The 19,901-nt window shown below is 47.6% G+C and carries 15 protein-coding genes; 11 read left to right on the plus strand and 4 right to left on the minus strand.

From position 1 onward, the window contains the following. Positions 1–23: 23 nt before the first annotated feature. Positions 24–647 (minus strand): FMN-binding negative transcriptional regulator, encoded by a 624-nt coding sequence (locus BBR47_RS08210; RefSeq protein WP_012685302.1) that lies wholly within the window; start codon positions 645–647, stop codon positions 24–26. A 103-nt stretch (positions 648–750) separates the two neighbouring features. On the opposite strand from BBR47_RS08210, the gene BBR47_RS08215 reads away from it, so the two are divergent. Next, entirely contained in the window at positions 751–2,160 is a 1,410-nt protein-coding gene (locus tag BBR47_RS08215; RefSeq protein WP_012685303.1) for a PLP-dependent aminotransferase family protein, read from the plus strand. Here BBR47_RS08215 and BBR47_RS08220 read toward each other — a convergent pair. Both BBR47_RS08220 and BBR47_RS08225 read right to left on the minus strand, forming a co-directional pair. Beyond that, positions 2,157–2,504 carry a hypothetical protein gene (locus tag BBR47_RS08220; RefSeq protein WP_041749313.1) on the minus strand — a complete coding sequence of 116 codons (348 nt, stop codon included), beginning with the start codon at positions 2,502–2,504 and terminating at the stop codon, positions 2,157–2,159. The genes BBR47_RS08215 and BBR47_RS08220 overlap by 4 nt on opposite strands. Next, entirely contained in the window at positions 2,470–3,711 is a 1,242-nt protein-coding gene (locus BBR47_RS08225) for an amidohydrolase family protein (protein ID WP_012685304.1), read from the minus strand. Before BBR47_RS08225 ends, BBR47_RS08220 begins: the two co-directional genes overlap by 35 nt. Before the next feature lie 283 nt (positions 3,712–3,994). Between BBR47_RS08225 and BBR47_RS08230 the strand changes: the two genes are divergently transcribed. Continuing rightward, positions 3,995–5,464 (plus strand): amidohydrolase family protein, encoded by a 1,470-nt coding sequence (locus BBR47_RS08230; RefSeq protein ID WP_012685305.1) that lies wholly within the window; start codon positions 3,995–3,997, stop codon positions 5,462–5,464. A 56-nt stretch (positions 5,465–5,520) separates the two neighbouring features. Here the strand turns inward: BBR47_RS08230 and BBR47_RS08235 are convergent, their stop codons facing one another. Next, positions 5,521–6,303 carry an SDR family oxidoreductase gene (locus BBR47_RS08235; protein WP_012685306.1) on the minus strand — a complete coding sequence of 261 codons (783 nt, stop codon included), beginning with the start codon at positions 6,301–6,303 and terminating at the stop codon, positions 5,521–5,523. A 230-nt stretch (positions 6,304–6,533) separates the two neighbouring features. On the opposite strand from BBR47_RS08235, the gene BBR47_RS08240 reads away from it, so the two are divergent. The 9 genes from BBR47_RS08240 to BBR47_RS08290 all read left to right on the plus strand — a co-directional run bounded on the left by BBR47_RS08240 (position 6,534) and on the right by BBR47_RS08290 (position 19,814). Then, complete coding sequence (locus BBR47_RS08240) at positions 6,534–7,607, plus strand: branched-chain amino acid aminotransferase (protein ID WP_012685307.1); 1,074 nt, start codon at positions 6,534–6,536, stop codon at positions 7,605–7,607. 204 nt (positions 7,608–7,811) lie between these two features. Then, positions 7,812–8,528 (plus strand): GntR family transcriptional regulator, encoded by a 717-nt coding sequence (locus tag BBR47_RS08245; RefSeq protein ID WP_012685308.1) that lies wholly within the window; start codon positions 7,812–7,814, stop codon positions 8,526–8,528. A gap of 26 nt (positions 8,529–8,554) precedes the next feature. Continuing rightward, positions 8,555–9,187, plus strand: a complete 633-nt coding sequence (locus tag BBR47_RS08250) for a sterol desaturase family protein (RefSeq protein WP_012685309.1) — start codon at positions 8,555–8,557, stop codon at positions 9,185–9,187. Positions 9,188–9,662: 475 nt separating this feature from the next. Then, entirely contained in the window at positions 9,663–11,267 is a 1,605-nt protein-coding gene (locus BBR47_RS08260; RefSeq protein ID WP_012685310.1) for a glutathione ABC transporter substrate-binding protein, read from the plus strand. A gap of 842 nt (positions 11,268–12,109) precedes the next feature. Then, the gene (locus BBR47_RS08270; protein WP_012685311.1) at positions 12,110–13,696 is read left to right on the plus strand and encodes a glutathione ABC transporter substrate-binding protein; all 1,587 of its coding nucleotides are present in this window, start codon (positions 12,110–12,112) and stop codon (positions 13,694–13,696) included. 101 nt (positions 13,697–13,797) lie between these two features. After that, a complete protein-coding gene (locus tag BBR47_RS08275) occupies positions 13,798–15,369 on the plus strand; it encodes a glutathione ABC transporter substrate-binding protein (RefSeq protein WP_012685312.1) in 1,572 nt (523 codons plus the stop codon). Between the two features lie 37 nt (positions 15,370–15,406). Beyond that, positions 15,407–16,627, plus strand: a complete 1,221-nt coding sequence (locus tag BBR47_RS08280; protein WP_012685313.1) for an amidohydrolase family protein — start codon at positions 15,407–15,409, stop codon at positions 16,625–16,627. Between the two features lie 843 nt (positions 16,628–17,470). Continuing rightward, positions 17,471–19,045 (plus strand): glutathione ABC transporter substrate-binding protein, encoded by a 1,575-nt coding sequence (locus BBR47_RS08285; protein ID WP_012685314.1) that lies wholly within the window; start codon positions 17,471–17,473, stop codon positions 19,043–19,045. Positions 19,046–19,175: 130 nt separating this feature from the next. Next, the gene (locus tag BBR47_RS08290) at positions 19,176–19,814 is read left to right on the plus strand and encodes an NUDIX hydrolase (RefSeq protein WP_012685315.1); all 639 of its coding nucleotides are present in this window, start codon (positions 19,176–19,178) and stop codon (positions 19,812–19,814) included. Positions 19,815–19,901 lie beyond the last annotated feature (87 nt).

The raw sequence follows: 19,901 nt of genomic DNA on the forward strand, positions 1-19,901 counted from the left end.
TCCTTGTTGTATCTATAGGCTGATCACTTGAATAACTCTTTTCGTTGCTCACGCATCCACTGAGCAACCTGAATTTCCTCTTGATCCTTTGATTTTTCAAGCTCTGTCACAATTGATTGATAATCGGTGTTGTTGCGATTTTGGCTCATTTTGGCTGCCCCTTGGATCGAGGTGATTTCAATTTCAAAACCAACGATTCCTTTCATTTCTCTCTCAAGCAATTCAGGATCAAATGTCTCCCAGAGCCGACCATTTTCTCGGTGAGATTCATAGTGTGTCAGCATCGTATCCAAAGCCGACTTGAGTTCATCCTTCGTGAGAATACGTGCTGTCCCATACGCATGTACAGCGAGATAGTCCCATGTGGGAACCTGTTCACTCTCATACCAGCTTGACGAAATATAAGCGTGCGGTCCTTGAAAAATCAGCAAAACATCTCTATCGTTATCCAACGTTTTTTTCTGCATGTTTCCGTATGCGATGTGCCCAGTCGCATAGATTTTCCCGTCCTCTTCACGAATTTCCAACGGGATATGTGTAGCCAACGGGCGATGTTCATCAACCGTAATCAATAGGGCAAACGGGTTAGCCTTCATCATCTGAACGGCCTCATCATGTTCCATACGATATAGCTTAGGAATGTACATAGTAACCATCCTTTCAACTTGTATTTGAACCAAGCTTATGATACAAACTGACATAAAAAAAGATACAATAACAAACAAATATACATGTCAGAAGGGTTTCAAAATGAAAAATACCATTTTTACATTCAAGGATAGCTCTCCTAAATACAAACAAATCTATGAGAAATTTAAATCATTTATTGAACAAGGCGACATAAAGGCGGATGAGCCATTGCCCTCCATTCGTCAACTCGCAGATTCCTTACATGTAAGCCGTAATACAACATTAATGGCGTATGAACAGCTTGTTGCGGAAGGGTATATTCGTGGAGAAGGCCGAAAAGGTTATTTTGTGAATGAGTTAGAGCCCGTTTTATTTCATGAGGCCCGTAGCTCTTCTGCTCACAAGCAAACAGAGCCGGTACCCTCTGTTCGCATTGATTTTCGCGCTGACGTTGTCGATCAATCGCATTTCCCTTTAAAAACGTGGCGGAGGATTTCGAATCAGGTATTGATGGAAAAGGACAGCTTTCGGTACGGGGAACCTTTTGGTGAATGGGGCCTGCGTGAGCAGATTGCAGCCTATTTACTCCAGTCTCGTGGGGTGAGAACAGAACCAGATGCCATCATTATCGGCAGTAGTACACAACAAATGCTGGTGTATCTCGGTCTTGTCCTGAAACATGATTTTTCTAGCGTGATTGTGGAGGACCCTGGTTATGATGGAGCTAGGAAAGCTTTTCAATTAAATCGTTTTACACTGGAAACGTTACCCGTTTATGAGACAGGTGCTGATTTTTCACACCTGGAACAAATGAAATCACGGTTGATTTATGTGGCGCCATCCCATCACAGTCCATATGGGGTAAGTATGCCCATTCAGCAAAGGCACGCACTCATCCATTGGGCAAAAAATAGACAAGGCTATATTATCGAAGACGATTATGATAGTGAATACCGCTATACCCAACAGCCATTTCCGGCTCTCGCTTCCATCGATTCAACGAGGGTTATTTATCTCGGAAACTTCTCGAAGTGCTTTCTGCCAGGAATTCGTTTAAGTTATATGGTATTGCCACAGCCACTGATCAGCTGTTATAAAAATCAATTCGCACATTTCGAGAGCACCACTTCACTCCTTAGCCAATTTGCCATGGCGAAATTTATGGAAGAAGGGGAATGGAATCGCCATATTAAACGCATGCGTCTTGTCTATAAACGAAAAATGCAGCATTTCGTTAGTGAGTTAAGGAAGTACTTCACACACCATATTTCAATCATTGGGGAGCAGTCTGGTTTGTACGTATTAGTCAAAGTACACCTGGAGCGTTCAGAAGAATGGCTCATTCAACAAGCGTCCCTTCAGGGAGTTAAAGTCTATCCGACTTCACTCTTCTTCATTAAAAACAAAACCGATCACCCAATCGTCAGACTTGGTTTCAGTAATTTATCAACTGATGAAATTCAGCTTGGTGTAAAGCTCTTAACTAAGGCTTGGTTACAAAATGACGGGTTCAATAGCTCAAGCTTTTAGTCGCGAACAAACACCCAAGCTGGCAAGAGAAAAAAGAAGAAATAAGCGAAAGTCTTTGGGATACCAGCCGAAGCGCAATGGAAAAAAAGAAACCTGCCTTTAGCGTCCACCTCTGAAATACTTCGCAGAGGCGCGACTTTGGACGCGGGTTTCTTTTTTTCCATGGAGCTGGGCAGGGATGACCCCATAGGAGGTAGCCCAAGAACTTGAGCGTTTTCTTCTTTTTTCTCCTCACCACCCAAGGCTCGATTTAAACCCAAAGAAAAAAGGCTCCCCTGAAAAATCAGCGAAGCCCTCGTATCTAACTGGCTACTTTGTTTCTCCCATTCTCTCCAAAGCACCATGCACAATTTTCCCTTTAAACATAACAGCAGCCCGACGAGATTTTCTCGCAATCGCTTCCGCAGAGCAGGAGCTTTCTGCAAACACGATGCTCGCCTCGTCGCCAACCTTTGGCCATGCACGGTTGCCATCTTTATCGAGCGTTGTTTTTCCTCCGGTGATGAAGTACAACGATTGCACCAATGATATCTCATCGACCCAACGGTAGCGTTCAACCAGACGGTTTAGCTTATCCAGCATATCGCCTGTACCATATGGCGACCACGAATCGTAGAACCCATCATAACCAAGTGCGACTTGTACACCTTTGGCATGAAGCATCGGAACAGGTGGCATTGCACGATTAATCGGAACGGTTGTCATGATCATCGTTCCCAGCTGGGACAATCGATCTGCCATGTCCGAGGACTCCTCCATCGACACATCTCCGAGCGCAAAGGCATGACTGATTGCCAAACGGTTCTGCCAGCCAGCTTCCTCGGTTAGATCAAGCAGTCTTTTGATCGTATAAAAGCCGAGTGTCCCCGGATCATGCAGGTGAATATCGACATCTGCATCTGCTTCCACCGCAATGTCCATCATTTCACGCAAGGAGCCTTCCAATTCATTATCAATCCCAGCCGGGTCCAAGCCCCCAACCAGTGTAGCGCCTTCCTTCATCGCTTGTCTCATCAAGGAGCTTGCTTGTGTGCGCAACAGCCCCTGCTGCGGGAAAGCAACGATTTCATACGTCAGACGATCACTGTACTCTTCTAGTGCTGCACGCACACCCTCTAGGTTTTTCAGCCCGATGTATGGATCGATGTTCACGTGTGTGCGCACATGTGTGGCACCGCCTTTAATATGGAGCTGGAGCATCGCTTGAGCACGCTCTTTGGTCGTTCCCGTCATCAGCGGCATTTCTTTTGCTTCGAACTCCAAGCGATCGATCAGTTTTTTCGGAGGGAGGCAGGATTTCCAGGTTGCGCCTGCATACGTTTTATCCAGATGATTATGCTTTTCAACAAAAGAGGGGAGGGCCAATAAACCTTTTGCATCTTCTTGTGGTAAAGGGGTGTCGAGTGGTTCGGTCGCGGATACGATCTCTGCGATTTTGCCGTCTTCGATTTTTAAATGACAGATCTCCGAGATTGTGTGAAAGACACCGTCGTCTCCTGTTTCAAATCCTTTATCGAGACGGACGTTGGTTAACCAAAAAGCTTGTATCACTAGAAATCAGCCCTTTCTCTATCTTGCAAGTAGTGGATGAGAGTTCGGTCTAGCTGTCTCTCTTAATTGTAGTGAATATTTTGAACAAGGGTTTTCATCTTTTTTACTAGTTTTTGCATGATCTTTACGTATTGTATGGAATCTTGCCTGTTTTCGAAAAGGAGTAAAGATTGTGCAAATACACGTAAAGGTTTTGAAACAAATTTTACAGAATATTTCCTATAATAACGAAGGATACAACCGAGTGGAGAGGTCGGAACGAAAAAGAGTAGGGAGGATCATCATGAAAAAGAAAATAACCGCAAAATATGTCATCGGTTTTGACGGCGAAGATCATGTGATTATCAAAGATGGGGAAGTCGTTTACGAGAATGACACCATTTTGTATGTGGGGCACCATTTTGATGGCGAGGTAGATGAAGTAATCGATGCGGGCAATGCAGTAGTCAGTCCGGGCTTCATTGACCTGAATGCGTTGGGTGATATTGATCACGACATCTTACATTTGGAGCAAGCCTCTGCTCGAAACAAAAACATGCTCTGGTCGGAAGACTACTACCGTAAAGGCTACCATGAGGTAATGACCCCTGAGGAAGAGGCATTCAAATCCCTTTACGCCTATAGTCAACTGATTCTAAATGGAGTAACGACAGCGATGCCGATTACATCCGTTTTCTACAAGCGCTGGGCGGAAACGTATGAGGAGCTGGCAGCCGCAGCTGTTCATGCAGGGCGCTTGGGATTGCGTATGTACATGGGGCCGAGCTATCAGTCCGGCATGCGTGTTGTGAAGGCAAATGGAGAGATCGAAGTACTGTGGAACGAAGCAGAAGGACAAGCAGGGCTGGAGCGGGCTGTCCAATTTGTCAAAGATTTCGATGGGGCTCACAACGGACTCATCCGTGGAATGCTGGCACCAGAGCGAATCGAGTCACAGTCTGTAGAAAACCTGATCAACACAAAGCACTTCAGCGAGGAGCTCGGATGTCCGATCCGTCTGCATGCTGCACAAGGTCTCTATGAATATACGGAAATCCATCGTCGTCATAGCAAATCACCGATTCAGTTCCTGAATGAGATCGGCTTCCTCGGGAAGAAAACAGCAATTCCGCACGCACATTTCATTCCAGGCTTTAGTAAAGCGAAATTCGGTGAGGGAGACGATTTGGCGATCCTGCAAGAGACAGGTACGACCGTGATTCACTGCCCGCTCGTAGTAGGCCGCCACGGTGAGGCTCTCGAATCGTTTGCCCGTTACAAACGTCGCGGCGTCAACATCGCGATTGGAACCGATACGTTCCCGCCTGACTTCATCCAAAACATTCGCACAGCCAGCATGCTGTCTCGGTTGGTGGAAGGCGATGTTACGGATTCCAGCTACGCGGATATTTACCGCGCAGCGACATTGGGCGGCGCACGCTTCCTTGGCAGAGATGATCTGGGACGATTGGCACCGGGGGCAAAAGCAGATATCATTGCTATCGATCTGGACGGTTTCCACATGGGTGCGGTTGATGATCCAATCCGTACGATCATCACGTGTGGCTCAGGCCGTGATGTGAAGCTCTCCATCATCGCTGGGCGCACCGTGATGAAAGACCGCCTCCTGCCAGGAGTTGATCTGGAAGAGATCAGAGCGAAAGGACAGCGTTACTTTGACAAAATGCGTCTAGGCTACGTCGAGCGCGACTATCAACAGCTGGGCGAAAAAGAGCTGTTCAAGCCATCTTTCCCAATCGTGAGTAAACCATAGCTTGAATAAATAGAAGAAGCACAATCTGCTAGAAACGGCGGATTGTGCTTTTTCACTTACCGGATGAATCCGCCTTCGGAATGCATGATTTGTCCCGTAAGCCACTCCGCTTCGTCACTTGCCAGAAAAGCTACCAGACGCGCTGCATCCTTGGGCTGTCCGACCCGGCCGAATGGAGATTGCTGCAAAAGGTAATGCTTGATTTCGTCGTTCATCCAGCCAGTATCGGTGGGCCCTGGATTTACAGCGTTGACCGTAATCCCTCTCGTAGCTACTTCGACAGCAAGTGTCGTCGTTAGGGCATCCACGGCTCCTTTTGTTGCCGCATACGCGATCTCACCGACCATCGGGCCTTTGGACTGACCAGATGTCATGTTGATGATTCGGCCTCCGCGTTGTTGGGAGAAGCGACGTGCAAATTCCACACTGAGCATTGTGGTTGCCCGCACATTGATGGCATAATGTGCGTCCAAACTAGCGATATCCAGCGCCTCGAAGCCGTCATTTGTTGAATGGCAAGCGTTGTTGACGAGGATGCTCGGAGCGCCCAATTGTGCTGCAGCTGCGTCAAGCACCTCTTTGTAGGCATCAGGCTGTGACAGGTCGATCTCGATCCCGGCACATCTGACTCCGTAGCATTTGATCTCTTCCTGCAAGATGGCGGGTTCATCCTTTTGAATCCCATGCGTCATGGATTGGTCATAGGCGGTCCAATACGTATGGAAAATATCGGCTCCGTGTGAGGCAAGCATTTTACAAATAGCAGCCCCAATCCCTTGAAGGCGGCTGGCTCCTGTTACTATGGCAATTTTTCCGTGCAAGCGAAGGTGCGTGGTCATACATATCCCTCCTCATTCTGTCGCTATCCATTCCTTTCGGGATACCTATTCCTTTCATCCTGCCTGGCGAAGAAAAAAATCAATCACGAAATTTTTGCGAAGTTTTCGCTAAATAACCAGAAATTATAGAGGAAGGACAAACTTACGCTGGAAATCATGCAAAATTGTTGCTATTTTGTATATATAGGAAGTTTCAAATCGTGGTTTTCATACTAAGGGAGATGTAGAAGATGGAGTGTCAGTTAACAATTACCCGGACAGAACAGAAAAAAGAGAAACCAGCTTCTGACAAGCTGGGGTTCGGTGTGCATTTTACCGATCATATGTTCACCATGGATTATACTGAAGGTAAAGGATGGCATGATCCACAAATTGTCCCTTACTCTCCGCTGACATTGGACCCGGCAGCAATGGTGTTCCATTACGGACAAGCTGTGTTTGAGGGCTTGAAAGCTTATCGCAATCAAGAGGGCAAGGTTCGCTTGTTCCGTCCTGATCAAAACTTCAAGCGTATGAACCGTTCATTGGAGCGTATGAGCATGCCGCTGATCGACGAGGAATTCATGGTCGAGGCATTGAAACAGCTGGTGGCAGTAGATAAAGAATGGATTCCAACAGAAAGCGGACAGTCTCTCTACATTCGTCCCTTCGTAATCGCGACAGAGCCATGCTTTGGTGTGCGCGCTTCGCATACGTACAAATTGGTGATCGTTCTTTCTCCAGTTGGAGCGTACTATGCGGGTGGAATGAAGCCCGTGAAAATTTACGTAGAAAACAACTATGTTCGTGCGGTAAGAGGCGGAACAGGAAATGCAAAAGTGGCGGGCAACTACGCAGGCGGTCTGAAAGCACAAGTGGAAGCAAAAGAAAAAGGCTATGAGCAAGTGCTGTGGCTGGATGGTGTAGAGAACAAATATATTGAAGAAGTAGGCAGCATGAACGTGTTCTTCAAGGTAAAAGGGGAAGTGTGGACCCCAGCATTAAACGGTAGCATCTTGGAGGGGATCACGAGAGATTCAACGATCCAATTGCTCAAGGACTGGGGAATTCCAGTCGTAGAGAAGCGGATTTCCATGGAAGACCTGCATACCGCTTACGTCAATGGTGAGCTGGAAGAAGCATTCGGCACGGGAACAGCAGCTGTTATTTCCCCAGTCGGTGATCTGAACTGGAACGGACATCAGATGATCATCAACGGTGAAAAAACAGGGGAACTGACCACGAGACTGTACGACGAGATGACAGGAATCCAGTACGGTGAGCGTGAAGACAAGTTTGGCTGGTCGGTAAAGGTGACAGAATAGTCACGCCAGCAAAATAAGAGGCATAGCCTTCTCTTTTTCGGGAGAGGGCTATGCCTTTTTTGAGCTGGAGAAGGAGCACTCAATTTCGCGTGGGTACTGGTAAGTCCAAGTTTTTCACCTCTTGACAGGAGTTGTGTAAAATATTACCTTTTGTGGTAATACCACAAAGATTTGCTGTAGGACCAACAATGCAGGGAGGGAAACATGACAATGGAGAAAAAAGGGGGAAGGAAGGAACGGTCGTCGGATCAAATTGAGAAGAAATTAATCAGAGCAATTTTGACCCGAGAGTATCCTGCAGGAAGTACGCTACGGCCGGAACGGGAGTTGGCAGAGTACTACGGAGTAGGTCGGCCAACCGTTAGAGAAGCACTGCAACGCTTGGAAAGAGATGGATGGATAACTGTGCGGAAAGGACATCCGGCAATTGTCAACGATTATTGGCATCAAGGCAATATCATGACCCTAGTCCATATCATTCAAAACCACGACGATGTTACGGATGAGTTTATTTCGTACTTGCTGGAACTGCGGATATCGTTGGCGCCTGTTTACATTCGTAACGCGGTTGCTGCTCATCAGCCGAAGGTGGTCGCATTGCTTGCCAATCTCGATCAACTGAAACCTGATGCTGATTCTTATGCAGCGTTTGACTGGGAGCTACAGAAAAATCTGACGAGGCTCTCCCCAAATCCTATCTATTTACTGATTGTAAACAGTTTTGATTCCTTTTACCTAAAAATGGCACGAAAGTATTTTTCCACCCCGGAACACCGCGAGGCATCTTGGCATTATTACCATGAACTTTTGAACGTCGCTTTACAAGGTGATTACATCGAAGCAGAGCGTGTAGCCAGAAAGGCAATGGAAAAAAGTTTGGAGCTGTGGAGAAACCGAACCGTGTTGGAACAAGACAAGTGAAGGAACACAAGAGGAGGGCGTTTTTGTTGAAGGCAAAGTATCTAAAGGAATTCTTTACGTTTCCGGATATCCTCATCATGAGCATCCTATTTCTGATTAGCTTGTCTATCACTCTTTCTGAATGGTACGTGTTGAAAACATGGGTGGCACTCGTGGCGGGGATGATTGGATATGCGGCAAGCGAATACTTGTTTCATCGATTTCTCTTTCACCTCAAACCGCCTCGAAATCCATTTTTTCTCCAAATGTTAAAGCGCCTCCATTACGATCATCACGCCGATCCCAACAACTTGCACCTGCTATTCTTGCCCGTGTGGTACAGCTTGCCGCTCATTGCAGGAACCGGAGCCATTTGTTATCTGCTCACTTCCGACGCGATTATCACCAATGCCTTTGTTACAGGCGTGATCGGATTTCTGCTATTTTATGAATGGACGCATTATATCGCCCACCGCCCGGTTCAACCCATATCTCCATGGGGGCGCTGGATGAAAAAGCTCCATCTATGGCATCACTTCAAAAACGAACATTATTGGTACGGTGTTACCAGCCCTGTTTTTGACGTCATGCTGGGAACTTACAAGAATGAACAGGATGTCGAGAAAAGCTCGACCGTGAGGGATCTGGAAAGACGGTGGGACAAAGATGTTGAACTATAAATGTTCTTTCATGCACGGCCATCCCTTTTTGAGGGATGGTTTTTTATCTTCTTAAGTTTTAGAAGCTATCGCTAAACCTCAAGCTAGTGAGAAGAAAAAGCACAGGGCTCGCAGACCTTGACAAAGCCTACCCAGTCGGAACTTAAAAAAGGGGACCACGCTTGTCGAACACTTCTTCCTCGAGAAACGTCCGCCCGTAGGGTGGCTTTGGCTCGACGGTCCCCTTTTTTAAGTGGAGACGTCCAGTGAATCCCCCCTTGCGGGCGTGTCAGAGTCGAAGAGACCTGTGCTTTTTCTTCTCCGCCACTATGGTAAGTAAATTCAATAGAGTTATTTTTAACATTCAAAAAAGACATAGTAAAGAAAGTGAAAAGAAAGGTAAAGATAATGAAAAGATTAATAGTGAGAAAATTAGTAATATTTAGTCATGTCATATTCATTTCATTCTATCATCCAGAATAAGGGGGCATTCACAGTGAAGAAGAAGCACATGCTACGATCCATTCTCGCCCTGTCTGTCTTGGTTTCCACAGTCTTGACAGGCTGTGGTGGCAGTCAGACGTCCAGTGGGACGAATTCCGCGTCCAACTCCAATCAAGCTTCGACTAGCCCCGCGTCTTCATCCGCCGCAGCAGGTGGAGGTGGTACCCTGATTATTGCGCGCTTGTCCGATGCCAATAATCTGGACCCGCATTTTAGTACCCAGATTAACTCCATGGCGGTGACGCAGCACAAGCTCTATGAAGGTCTGGTCATGATGGATCGGAATAGCGAGTACAAACCTCTTTTGGCAAAAGAATGGAAACAAAAAGATGATGTCACCTGGGAGTTCACACTGCGTGACGGTGTTACCTTCCACGATGGGGAGCCTTTTAATGCGGAAGCGGTGAAAAAGACGATCGACCGCATCTTGGACAAAGACAATCCGACTCCCAAAGCAAACATGTTTGGCATGATTAAAGAAGTGAAGGTCATTGACCCACTGAAGGTGGAGATTATTTTACATTATCCGTTCGCAGGGCTCCTGTCCGTTCTGGCTAGTGCCGAGGGTGGCATCATTAGTCCGAAGGCGATGAAGGAATTTGGCAAAGAGTTGTCCAAGAAACCAGTAGGGACGGGGCCGTTCATCTTTGAATCATGGACACCTGGACAAGAAATCGTCTTGGTGAGAAACGAGAAGTATTGGGGAAACAAGCCGAAGCTGGAAAAAGTCGTTTTCAAGACCATCCCTGAGGATGCGACACGTGTAGCCATGGTGGAGACAGGGGAAGCTCATGTCGCAGAGCAGCTACCGGTCACTGAACTGGAAAGGGTACAGAACTCGCAGAGCATGTCTTTGGGGCGGTTCGAATCATTCGCGGTTGACCATATCGGGATGAACGTCAAGCAGAAGCCTTTTGACGATGTTCGTGTCCGTCAGGCCATCGCCCATGCGATTGATAAGGAAGCAATTATTAAAGGGGTCTATAACAATGTCGGAAAAGTAGCCATCTCGTCATTAGGTCCAAAAGTCATCGGCTATAGCCCGAATATTAAAACGCCAGACTACGATTTGAATAAAGCGAAGCAATTGCTCACCGAAGCAGGCTACGCCAACGGATTCAAGGCAACCATCTATCTCAATGACAACAAGGCGCGGATCAATGTGGCAGAAGTGCTGCAATCCCAGCTGAAGGGAATCGGGATCGACTTGCAGATTCAAGTGATGGAGTTCGGCGCGTATTTGGAATTGGCGGCAAAAGGGGAAGCGCAAATGTTCATTAGTGGCTGGGGCAATGCGACCGGGGATGCCGATTACAACCAGTACAACCTCTTTCACAGCACGTCAGCAGGTGTGCCAGGCAACCATTCCTTCTACAATAATCCGAAAGTCGATGCGCTGATCGAGGCGGGGCGTAAGGAAAAAGATCCAGAGAAGCGCAAGGAAATCTACGCAGAGGCGCAGCAAATCGAGATGGAGGAGGTGCCGTTGTTGCCATTCCGCAGCAGTGAAAACCTCGCAGCCATTGCAAAAAATGTACAGGGTGTGTACATCAGTCCATCCGGGTACATTGACGTGAGCCAAGTCACAATTCAATAGCAGGAGCTAGAGACCTTCTCTACCAAATGGAGAGGGTCTTTTTTTAGTAGATAAGAATTTATAAAAATTCATATCGACATGGAAGACTTTTGCTCTTTGGGTACGAAGGCTTCACCAAAAATCTTGGCGAAGCCAGTATTGTGGCTGCGGTGGGGAGAAGAATATTTCCAGTCTAGGCTCCAGGCTCCGTCCTGCTGAGGGATAAGACTGTCCGCTCCGAAGGGATTTGCGGGGAAACGCAAAAGTGGTAGCCGCTTCGTCGCGCGGGCACGGTTGCGTTTCTTTTGCCCCAAATCCCGTCTCCGCTTGGTAGGACTCCACAAGTCGCTACGTCTGGAAATATTCTTCTCTGGCGTAACTGATGATCTTCTTCAATCTTTAATGATCTTAGGGACACCGACCGAGACGGAATGCAAAAAGCGAAACACGCTCTTAAGCGTCCACCTCTGAAAAACCTCCTGAATCGTCTACTTTGGACGCGGTTTCGCTTTTTGCATGGAGTCGTGCAGTCAATCCCCCAAGGGGTGGCCCTAGAATCTGAGCGTTTTCTCCTGTTTCCTCCCCACCACTACAGCAACATATACTCCAAGTCTATTTTTATTGCATGATTCGCATAAAAGTAGAAAAAGTGAAAAAAAGAGTAAAGAAAGTGAAAATACAAGTAAAGAGAGTGAAAACACAGTGACAGAATAGTGGGTAAAATGAAATATGCGCGAATGGTCAAAATATTCAAGTACATCTGGCGCAAAAAGCGGTCACGACTGTTTTTTTGACCGCAAGCAGTCACATCAACATGGATGAAAAACATCGAGACGTTTTTCACAAAAGAGGGGGATAACTACATGAAAAAGACGCGCTTTTTCCAGACGCTGCTTGCCATGACCGTTGCGGTTTCTACAGCGTTGGCAGGCTGCTCACAAGCACCTGAAGCAGGAGGGACTTCCAATTCTTCAGGGCAAACCAATGCTTCATCACCAGCTGGCAAAGAAGGCGGGACACTCGTCATCGCTCGCTTGTCTGATGCGAACAACCTTGACCCACATTTTCTAACGCAAATCAATTCCGCCGCCATCATTCATCACAAGGTATACGAGGGTCTCGTTCGGATGGACAAAGAAAGCAAATATGTAGGCTCACTCGCTTCTGAATGGAAGCAGCTCGATGATGTGACATGGGAATTCAAGCTCCGCTCTGGTGTGACATTCCACGATGGCACGCCATTCAATGCGGAAGCTGTGAAAAAGACGATTGCACGTGTTCAAGACCCGGCTGTAGGCTCTAACCGCGCCAATTTGTTTGAAGCCATTAAGGAAGTAAAGGTCGTGGATGATACAACGGTTCGATTCATCCTGCACTATCCATACGCACCACTCCTGTCTGTGCTCGCCAGTGCGGAGGGGGGAATTTTGTCACCAAAAGCGATTGAACAGTATGGGAAAGATTTGACCAAGCATCCAACGGGAACAGGGCCTTATAAATTCGAATCATGGACACCTGGACAAGAAGTCGTCCTGGTGAAAAACGACAGCTATTGGGGCGACAAACCGAAGCTGGATAAAGTCGTCTTCAAGACCGTTCCAGAGGATACGACCAGACTCGCGATGGTCGAGACAGGAGAGGCGAATGTAGCTGAGCAATTGCCAGTGACAGAAGTTGATCGGGTGAAAAATTCTCCGAGTATGACACTTGGCCGTTACCCTGCTTTCGCTAGCGATCATATCGGGATTAACAACTCGAAGAAGCCATTCGATGATGTACGCGTTCGTCAAGCGATTGCACATGCGATCGATAAGAAAACCATCCTTCAAGGGGTCTACAACGATGTCGGGACGGTTGCTCATTCCTCCATTACCCCGTCCATGGTTGGTTACAGCCCGAATGTAAAAGACTTGCCTTACGATCTGGAAAAATCCAAAAAGCTGTTGGTGGAAGCTGGATACGGAAACGGCTTCAAAGCAACCATTTACTTAAATGATAACAAGGCACGAGTAAGCTTGGCAGAGGTGCTGCAGCAACAGCTGAAACAAATCAATATCGATTTGGAAGTGAAAGTGCTAGAGTTCGGTGCTTATATTGAAGCAGCCAACAAAGGCGAAACAGAATTGTTCCTCAGCGGTTGGGGAAATGCCACAGGCGATGCAGACTACAACCAATACAATCTGTTCCACACGAAGTCGCAAGGGGCAGCCGGCAACCATGCTTTCTACAGCAATCCGGAAGTGGACAAGCTGATCGATGAGGGCCGCAAAGAGAAAGACGAAGAAAAACGGAAGCAAATCTACGAAAAAGCACAGCAAATCGAAATGGACGAAGCGGCAATGGTACCATATCGCTTCTCAGAAAACCTCGCAGCGATTCAAAAAGGCGTAGAAGGAGTTTGGATCAGCCCAGCAGGACACATTGAGATCGACGATGTAACCATGCCATAATTTCAGCAAAAAAGTGCTTCACGATCAGCATAGCTTCGTCCATTGGGAACGAGCTATGCTGATTGATTATACAAAGAAAGAATAAAATGGGGGCGAGTCTAGTGAAAAAACAAAAGATGCTAGGTTCAATGCTGGTAGGTATTCTGAGCGTTGGCCTCGTGCTTACAGGCTGTTCATCGGGTACAGAGCAAGGTACGGCAGGGACTCCGACTGCGAAGGAAGCTCCGGCAACGGATCAGACGCTGGTGATTGCACGGCAGTCTGACGCAAACAATCTGGATCCGCACTTTATTTCAGCGATCAATGCAGCGAGTGTGGTCCATCACAATGTGTACGAAGGTCTTGTCCAGCGAGATGATAACATGGCGTTCAAACCAATGCTAGCCACGGAATGGAAGCAGTTGGACGATGTCAACTGGGAGTTCAAGCTACGTCAGGGAGTCAGCTTCCACGATGGTACGCCGTTTAACGCCGAAGCGGTGAAAGCAACATTCGCACGCGTACGCGATGAAAAAGTCGCCTCTCCACGCGCGTCTCAGTTTAAGATGCTTTCGGAAATAAAAGTAGTGGATGATTACACCGTGCAATTCAAGTTAGCCTACCCGTACTCCCCATTACTGTCGATCCTCGCCAACCACGAAGGCAGCATCATCAGCCCAAAAGCAATAGAGCAATATGGCAAGGACCTGAGCAAACATCCCGTCGGTACAGGACCGTTTGTATTCGAATCGTGGACACCTGGCCAAGAGATTGTACTCGTGAAAAATGACAATTACTGGGGAGAGAAGGTAAAATTCAAGAAGGCCGTCTTCAAAGTCGTACCGGAGGACACGACCCGCGTAGCCATGGTAGAGACGGGAGAGGCGCACATCGCTGAACCATTGCCGGTAACGGAAATTGACCGCGTCAGTAATTCCCCTCATATGAGCTTGTACCGAACAGAGGGTTTAGGGACAGATTTCATCGGGTTCAATACCAAGAAGAAGCCGTTTGACGACATCCGTGTTCGTCAGGCGATCAACTATGCGATTGAGACAGATGCGATTATCAAAGGTGTGTACAACGATGTCGGAACGAAAGCGAATTCAGCAGTGAGTCCGAAGGTTCTAGGATACGATGGGGCGTTAAAAGGATACGAGTTCGATCCGAATAAGGCGAAGGCCCTGTTAAAAGAAGCAGGCTACCCAGACGGCTTCAAGACAACCTTGTGGACAGGCGATCGCAAGGAACGGATTAATGCTGCGGAAGTCATTCAGTCCCAGTTAAAAGGAATCGGCATTGATGTAGAGGTAAAAGTGCTTGAGTATGGAGCTTATTTGGATGCAGAAGACAACGGTGAGACAGAGCTGTTCATCAGCGGCTGGGGCAATGCCACTGGAGACGCTGACTACAACCAGTACAATCTGTTCCACTCCAGTTCTTTGGGCAAAGGCGGTAACACAACATTCTACGTGAATAAAGAAGTGGACAAGCTGATCGAAGAGGGGCGCCGCGAGCAGGATACGGAAAAACGCAAGCAAATTTATGGGAAGGTATTGGAGATTGAAAAGCAAGAAGCACCAATCGTCCCGATCCGCAATCTTGAACATGTCGCTGCAGTCAGCAAAAACATCAAAGGCTTCTGGATCAGCCCTTCTGGGTATATGATGATCAAAGGCATTACGATCGAATAACGCAAACATTTAGAGAGAAAAGGATGGGAGACGAAGCATGAAAGCAAGCTTGTGGATCAAAAATGCGAGTCTGGAATGTGGGTATATAGAGGAGAATGGCATCGTGACGGGAACAAAGACGGAGCGTTTCCACGTCTTGCTCACGGACGGTCGCGTTGAGAAAATCGTACCTGCGCTGTCAGATATACCTGACGGGGTATCTGTGTGGGATGCACAAGGCCTACTGATGCTTCCTTCTTTCCGGGAAATGCACATTCATTTAGACAAAACATTTTATGGAGGTCCGTGGCAAGCTGTTCTTCCTGCTCCCAATCGTTTTTTTCGAATCGAGCAAGAGCAGGAACTGCTACCCCTCCAGCTTCCCGTTGCCCGTGAGCGTGCAGAAAAGCTGCTGGAGCTAGTGCAATCGCACGGCGCTACTCACGTGCGGACGCATTGCAACATTGACCCGGTCATTGGGCTGAAAAATCTGGAAGCCACATTAGAGGCATTGGCGACTTACCGTGAAAAACTTTCCTGGGAAATTGTCGCGTTTCCCCAACATGGCTTGCTGCGCAGTGATTCTGTTTCCCTCGTTCGTGAGGCGATGAAGCATGGAGCCGGACTCGTCGGTGGTGTCGATCCTGCCACGTTTGACGATGATATCGAGAAATCACTTGATACGATGATGGATATAGCGGTTGAAGCGAATGCGGATGTGGACATTCACCTGCACGAGCCTGGTCATTTGGGTGTTTATATGATGAAAAAATTGGCTGCAATGACGAAGGATGCGGGGTGGCAAGGTCGAGTCACTGTCAGCCATGCTTACGGGCTAGGAGAGGTACCGACTGCGGTGGCCAAAGAGGTCGCGGAGCTTTTCACCGAGCAGCAAATCGCTGTCATGTCGGCTGTTCCCATTGATATGCCAACCATCCCAATTCCGTTGCTTCATGCCAAAGGCGTCCATGTTGGATTGGGCAATGACAACATTACTGATCATTGGGACCCATTTGGAACAGGAGATATGCTGCAAAAGGCAAACCGTCTGGCTGAACGGTTCCGGTGGATCGATGAGCGATCTCTATCGCGTGCACTGGGATTCGTTACAGGTGGCGTGACCCCACTGGATCAAGCTGGCAATCAAGTTTGGCCGAAAGTCGGAGATGAGGCAAATGCGGTTTTTGTCCGTGCCAAATGCTCCGCCGAGGCTGTGGCCAGACTATCTCCGAAGGAAGCAGTGGTTTTCTCGGGCAAGATAGTTTGGCAGAAACAATAAAGAGTAGGAAATACGATCCGATCTTCTTAAGAAGGTCGGATTTTTCATGTGCTTTAAAAGTGGCTGTAGTGGAGAAGAAGTGCATTTCCAGTCTACGCTTCAGCCTCCGCCCCGCAAGGGGGATCGACTGTCCGCTTCGGAATAAATGGCGGGAGCGCTTCAAACGTAGACAGTTTCGAAGAAGTATCTCATAAATGAAGCTGAAATTCCCCGCCATTTATTCCTATGCTGAGATGGGCTCCAGAGGCGCTTGGACTGGAAATGCACTTCTTCCGGCGTAGCTTTGGGGACATCTTGAAAGTAGATTCAAGGTGACAATTGATTACTTAACTAACTATAAAATGATTTTCATAGCAAAATCCATATATTAGAATGCTACAGAAGAACAATCATGAAGAACCTTCAAACATTTTCTTGTTGCTTTTCATACATAGATCGAAAAATAGACACAAGCAACGTCAAAGAAGCGTGTTTCCAGTCATAGCGCCTCTGGAGCCCGACCAAGCGGAGGGATGAATGATGGGAGCGTTTTTAGCTTCAACGTGCGAATACCTCCTCGAGGCAACCACTTTTGAAGCGGCTCCCGTCATTCATACCGGAGCGGACAGTCTTCACCCCCTTGCGGGGCGTAGGCCGAAGCGAAGACTGGAAACACGCTTCTCTACCGCGGCTACGGTATCGAGTATATTTTCACGTTTTTTAATCTGTACAAAATTAAATAAAAGTAAAAATATTATAAATTGATGTAAAGATGCTGAAAGGTTCGGTTGGGGATCTACCGTATAATGCAAATAAGAAATACATTCAGAATTTTCGACAGTATTCTACAGGGGGTAGACACAAATGAAGAAAACGGGCATGGTCGGTTCCTTGTTGGCTCTGACATTGACGGTTAGTGTTGCGCTGACTGGATGTGGTGGTGCGAACTCGGAGCAATCCGGTTCGACGAATACAACTGCTGCTGAAGCGCCGAAAGAAGGGGGAACCCTGATTGTCGCTCGCAAGGCAGACGCCAATAATCTGGACCCGCATTTCATCTCCAATATTCCTTCGGCAAACTATGTGTATGGAAAAGTGTATGAGAGCTTGGTTTCTCGCGATAAAAACGGCGAGTACAAGCCTACTCTAGCAACTGAATGGAAACAGCTCGATGACTTGACATGGGAGTTCAAGCTCCGTGAGGGTGTTACGTTCCACGATGGTACACCCTTTACAGCAGACGCTGTGAAAAAGACGTTCGAACGTGTACGCGATCCAAAGGTTGCATCACCGCGTGCATCCAACTTCTCCATGATCAAGGAAATTAAGATCGTAGATGATAAGACAGTACATTTCGTACTGGAGTATCCTTTTGCACCGCTGCTCTCCATCTTGGCTAGCTCAGAAGGAAGTATCATTAGCCCGAAAGCAATCGCCGAGCATTCCGATACATTGGCGAAGCAGCCTGTGGGAACCGGACCTTTCAAATTTACATCATGGGCACCGGGTCAAGAAATGAAACTCGCAAAAAATGATACCTACTGGGGTGAAAAGCCAAAGGTAGATGAAGTATTGTATAAGGTTGTTCCAGAAGATACGACGCGTGTAGCGATGATCGAAGCAGGCGAAGCGCACATCGGCGACCAGCTTCCCGTGACGGAAGTAGAGCGTGCACAGGCATCTCCTGGGATGAACATGGTGCGTGCAGAAGGCTTGGGTGTGGATTACATCGGCTTTAACGTGCAGAAAAAGCCATTTGATGATGTACGTGTACGTCAAGCTGTCGCACATGCTATCGAAAAGCAAGCCATTGTACAAGGGGTATACAACAATGTAGGAACACAGGCTGTTTCCTCGCTGTCACCAAAAGTCATCGGCTACAACCCGAATCTCCAGGATTACGCGTATGACGTCAATGCAGCAAAAGCACTGCTCGCAGAAGCAGGTTACCCAAACGGCTTCAAGACAACCATCGTGACAGATGACCGTAAAGAGCGCATGAACGTAGCAGAAGTCATCCAGTCACAGTTGAAAGGCATCGGCATTGATTTGGAGATCAAAGTAATGGAATACGGTGCGTATCTGGAGTACGCAGACAATGGTGAGCATGCGATGTTCATCGGGGGCTGGGGCAATGCAACAGGGGATGGCGACTACAACCAGTACAACGTCTTCCACAGCACTTCGAAAGGCAGCGCAGGTAACATGGCGTTCTACAACAATCCAGAGGTAGACAAGCTGATTGAAGAAGGACGTCGCGAAAAAGATGCGCAAAAACGCAATGAAATTTACGCAAAGCTGCAAGAAATCGAGCTGAAGGAAGTACCGATTCTTCCAATCCGTACGATTGATCATGTGGCGGTTACGTCCAAGAATGTAAATGGCTTCTGGCTGAGCCCTGTTGGCTACTTGATGCTGGATGATGTATCGATCAACTAATGGTGATAGAAGGGATGGCGCTTGTCGCTGTCCCTTTTTTCGTCAATCGTCAATAGAGGAATTCGCGTTCTGGACCAGGAATAACTTGGGGAAGAGAAATGCTCAAGAGACAGGTCATGGGGTGGAAAACATGCAGGAAGAGCAGCTAGACATATTTGACGAAGCAGGACAGCATATCGGGGTAGAAGCGCGTAGCGAAGTACACCGCTTGGGGCTGTGGCACCAAACCTTTCACTGCTGGATTTATCGTGTAGTAGATGACCAGATCGAAATGTTGTTCCAAAAAAGACATCCACAAAAGGATACTTGTCCAGATCTGCTCGACATTACCTCTGCCGGTCATCTTCTCGCCACGGAACAGCCATGTGACGGCGTGCGGGAATTGGAGGAGGAGCTGGGCTTGTCCGTGAGCTTTGAGGAATTGGACCAGTTAGGCGTAATTCGTGATGTTATGGTTGCCCCCTCTATCATTGATAAGGAAATGTGCCATACATTTTTGTATGAATGCGATCAACCGTTACGCGAGTACCGTATACAGGAAGAAGAAGTCACAGGGCTGTTTTGGGTCAGTCTGCGTGAGTTAGAGCGGTTGTTTGCGGGCGAGATCGGACAGATGACGGTGAATGGATTTTTGCTAATGGAAAATGGTGAACCAAAGGATATAGCAATGATCGCGGCCAAGGCTGACTTTGTACCGCATGAAGTGCATTATTACCAGCAGGTGTTTGCAGCAGTGAAACGACGCGCAGCCAACGCAGCCAATCGATAGCCCTGAACGGAAAAACAATGCCTCGCTTGTTATTTGACAAGACGAGGTTTTTCGTTGGTCGAGAAAGATTGTTCTTTCGTGTGGTAT

Source organism: Brevibacillus brevis NBRC 100599 (assembly GCF_000010165.1).
Lineage (GTDB): Bacteria > Bacillota > Bacilli > Brevibacillales > Brevibacillaceae > Brevibacillus > Brevibacillus brevis_D.